Source organism: Pelagivirga sediminicola (assembly GCF_003072125.1).
In the GTDB taxonomy this organism is placed as follows: Bacteria; Pseudomonadota; Alphaproteobacteria; order Rhodobacterales; family Rhodobacteraceae; genus Roseovarius; species Roseovarius sediminicola.
In genome coordinates this window covers 1-2,513 of sequence record NZ_QCYH01000049.1, presented here as the reverse complement: position 1 = coordinate 2,513, position 2,513 = coordinate 1, and the positions used below count along the sequence as shown (strand labels likewise).

Genomic DNA, 2,513 nt, shown 5'->3' with positions numbered 1-2,513 from the left:
TGTCAACGGCGGAGTAAAAACCGGCCACGCGGCGGCGTAAAACCAGGCCAGTGACGGGGCACCAAGCGCCATGGTGCGCGCGCTCCCCAGATAGCTGGCGTGTGCCATGGCGCATTGGCCCGGAGGGCCAATTCTGCAATGTGTGATCAGGTGGCGGCTTGGGCCTTTCGGGCGCGGCTTTGGCCGAGGCGATAGCTGTCGCCGTTCATCTCGAGAATGTTTACGTGGTGTGTCAGTCTGTCGAGTAGAGCGCCGGTCAGGCGTTCGGTGCCGAAGGTTTCGGTCCATTCGTCGAACGGCAGGTTGCTGGTGATCAGCGTGGCGCCGCGCTCATAGCGCTGCGAGATCAGCTCGAACAAGAGCTCCGCACCGGTCTTGGATAGCGGCACGAAGCCCAGTTCGTCGATGATCAGCAATTTGACGCCGACCAGCTGCTTTTGCAGGCGGAGCAGACGGCGCTCGTCTCGGGCTTCCATCATCTCGTTGACCAGCGTCGCGGCGGTGGTGAAGCTGACCGAGAGGCCCTTCTGGCAGGCCGCCAGCCCCAGCCCGAGGGCAACATGGGTCTTGCCGGTGCCACTGGGCCCCAGGGCGATGACATTCTCGCGCCGCTCGATCCAGTTGCATCGCGCGAGTTCCAGCACCTGCATCTTGTTGAGCTTTGGGATCGCTTTGAAGTCGAAGCTGTCCAGGCTCTTGGTCGTCGGGAACTTCGCGGCCTTGATGCGCCGCTCGATCATTCGCCGCTCGCGGTCGATCAATTCCAGCTCGACCAGACGCGCCAGGAACTGGACATGATCCAGCCCTTCCGCGGCGCATTGGCGGGCGAGCTTCTCGTATTCCCGCAGGAAGGTGGGCAGCTTCAGCGTCTTGAGATGATCCGCGAGCAGGATCTTCGGGATGTCGGTCATGCTGCATCCTCCGACATCAGGGCCATGTAGCTGGCCGCGGATGTGGTCTCGACGTTCGCTCGCGGCAGGTATGGGTAGACATCGAGATCCAGCTTTGGCGGCCGTTTCTCGACGTGACACAGGACGAGGTGCTTGACGGCATCGAAGCCGACCGCCCCCAATTGCAGGGCCTTCTTTACGGCGACATGCAGGTCGTCGATGTCGAAGGTCTCGAGCAGGCGCAGAACCTGAACATACTCGCGGCGTCCTGCCTTGATCATCCGCGCTTCCATCAGGCGGCGCAGGGTCGCGAACTCGGGCGGCAGGTCCCATTCCGCCAGGGGCGCCGCCTGGTCCAGGGCATTGATCTTCTGCTCGATCAGCGGAAGGTAATGGACCGCATCGAAGACCATGTCCTCGCGGTCGTAGCAGCGGGGATGACGGGCGATCACCTCGCCACCGCAGCCGATCACGACCACGTCGACATAGCCCCTGATCCAGACGTCACGGTGGCCGTAGGCGACGGGGACTGAGTAATCGTTGGTTTTGTAGCGCACCAGTGCCTGGGAGCTGACCCGTCCGGTGACCTGATCGCAAGCATCGAATGGCGCTGTCGGCAGATCAGCCATCGCGGCCAAATCCCGCTCGAGGCGTTCCGTGATCGTCCCGGACTGGCCGCGCAGGACATCCGCCTGACGTTTGAGGCACTGTGCCTCCAGGTAATCGTTGAACGCTCCCCAGGTCGCGAACCGCGGGATCGGCACCATGAAGTTGCGGCGGGAATAACCGACCAACCCCTCCGCGTTGCCCTTGTCATTGCCCTTGCCGGGGCGCCCGTAACGATCACGGAACAGGTAATGCGACAGGAACCCGCTGAAGAGCGTGGCCCGCTGACGCGTTCCATCAGGAAGAATCTTCGCAACCAGACAGCGGTCGTTGTCGTAGAGGACCGACGCGGGCACCTTGCCGAAGAACGCGAAAGCGTGAACGTGGCCATCCACCCAAGCCTCGGCAGTGGCTGCCGGATAGGCTCGCACGAAGCAGGCATCACTGTGCGGCAGATCCATGACAAAGAAATGCGCCTTCTGCTCAATGCCGCCGATGACGACCACCGCCTCGCCGAAGTCGGCCTGGGCATGACCGGGCGGATGCGCCAGAGGCACGAACATCTCGCGGCCGCGCCGTTCGCGCTGTCGCATGTAATCCTTCACGATCGTGTAGCCGCCGGTGAACCCGTGCTCGTCGCGAAGCCGCTCGAACACCCGCTTCGCCGTGTGCCGCTGCTTGCGATGGACCTCCCGATCACCGTCCAGCCAACCGTCGATGATCCCGGTGAAGGCATCCAGCTTTGGTCGCTTGACCGGCGCCGACCGCCGATACCCAGGTGGAACCGAAAACGCCATCATCTTGGCTACGCTATCGCGCGAGATGTTGAAATGCCGCGCCGCCTCACGCTGGCTCATGCCCTCAGCACAGGCCAGCCTAACCTTCCGATACAAATCCACAGTGAAAATCCTCCCGCCCTCCCTGTCACCAGAAAGGGTAAAGGTGGACGACTTTTACGCCGCCCGCAGCAGGCTCATCCCGCCGCTACCGCGGCCGACTTTCGCACCGCCGTTCTCA

At 63.0% G+C, this 2,513-nt stretch carries 2 protein-coding genes; both read right to left on the bottom strand.

The features are described from left to right. Positions 1 to 146 precede the first annotated feature (146 nt). A complete protein-coding gene (gene istB / locus DC366_RS19350) occupies positions 147 to 911 on the bottom strand; it encodes an IS21-like element helper ATPase IstB (protein ID WP_108693777.1) in 765 nt (254 codons plus the stop codon). Continuing rightward, the gene (gene istA, locus DC366_RS19345; RefSeq protein ID WP_108693776.1) at positions 908 to 2,395 is read right to left on the bottom strand and encodes an IS21 family transposase; all 1,488 of its coding nucleotides are present in this window, start codon (positions 2,393 to 2,395) and stop codon (positions 908 to 910) included. The genes istB and istA overlap by 4 nt, the downstream gene beginning before the upstream one ends. Positions 2,396 to 2,513 lie beyond the last annotated feature (118 nt).

Bases quoted from the DNA above. Each gene is read 5' to 3' on its own strand.
- istB (WP_108693777.1), bottom strand. From the start codon at position 911: ATGACCGACATCCCGAAGATCCTGCTCGCGGATCATCTCAAGACGCTG.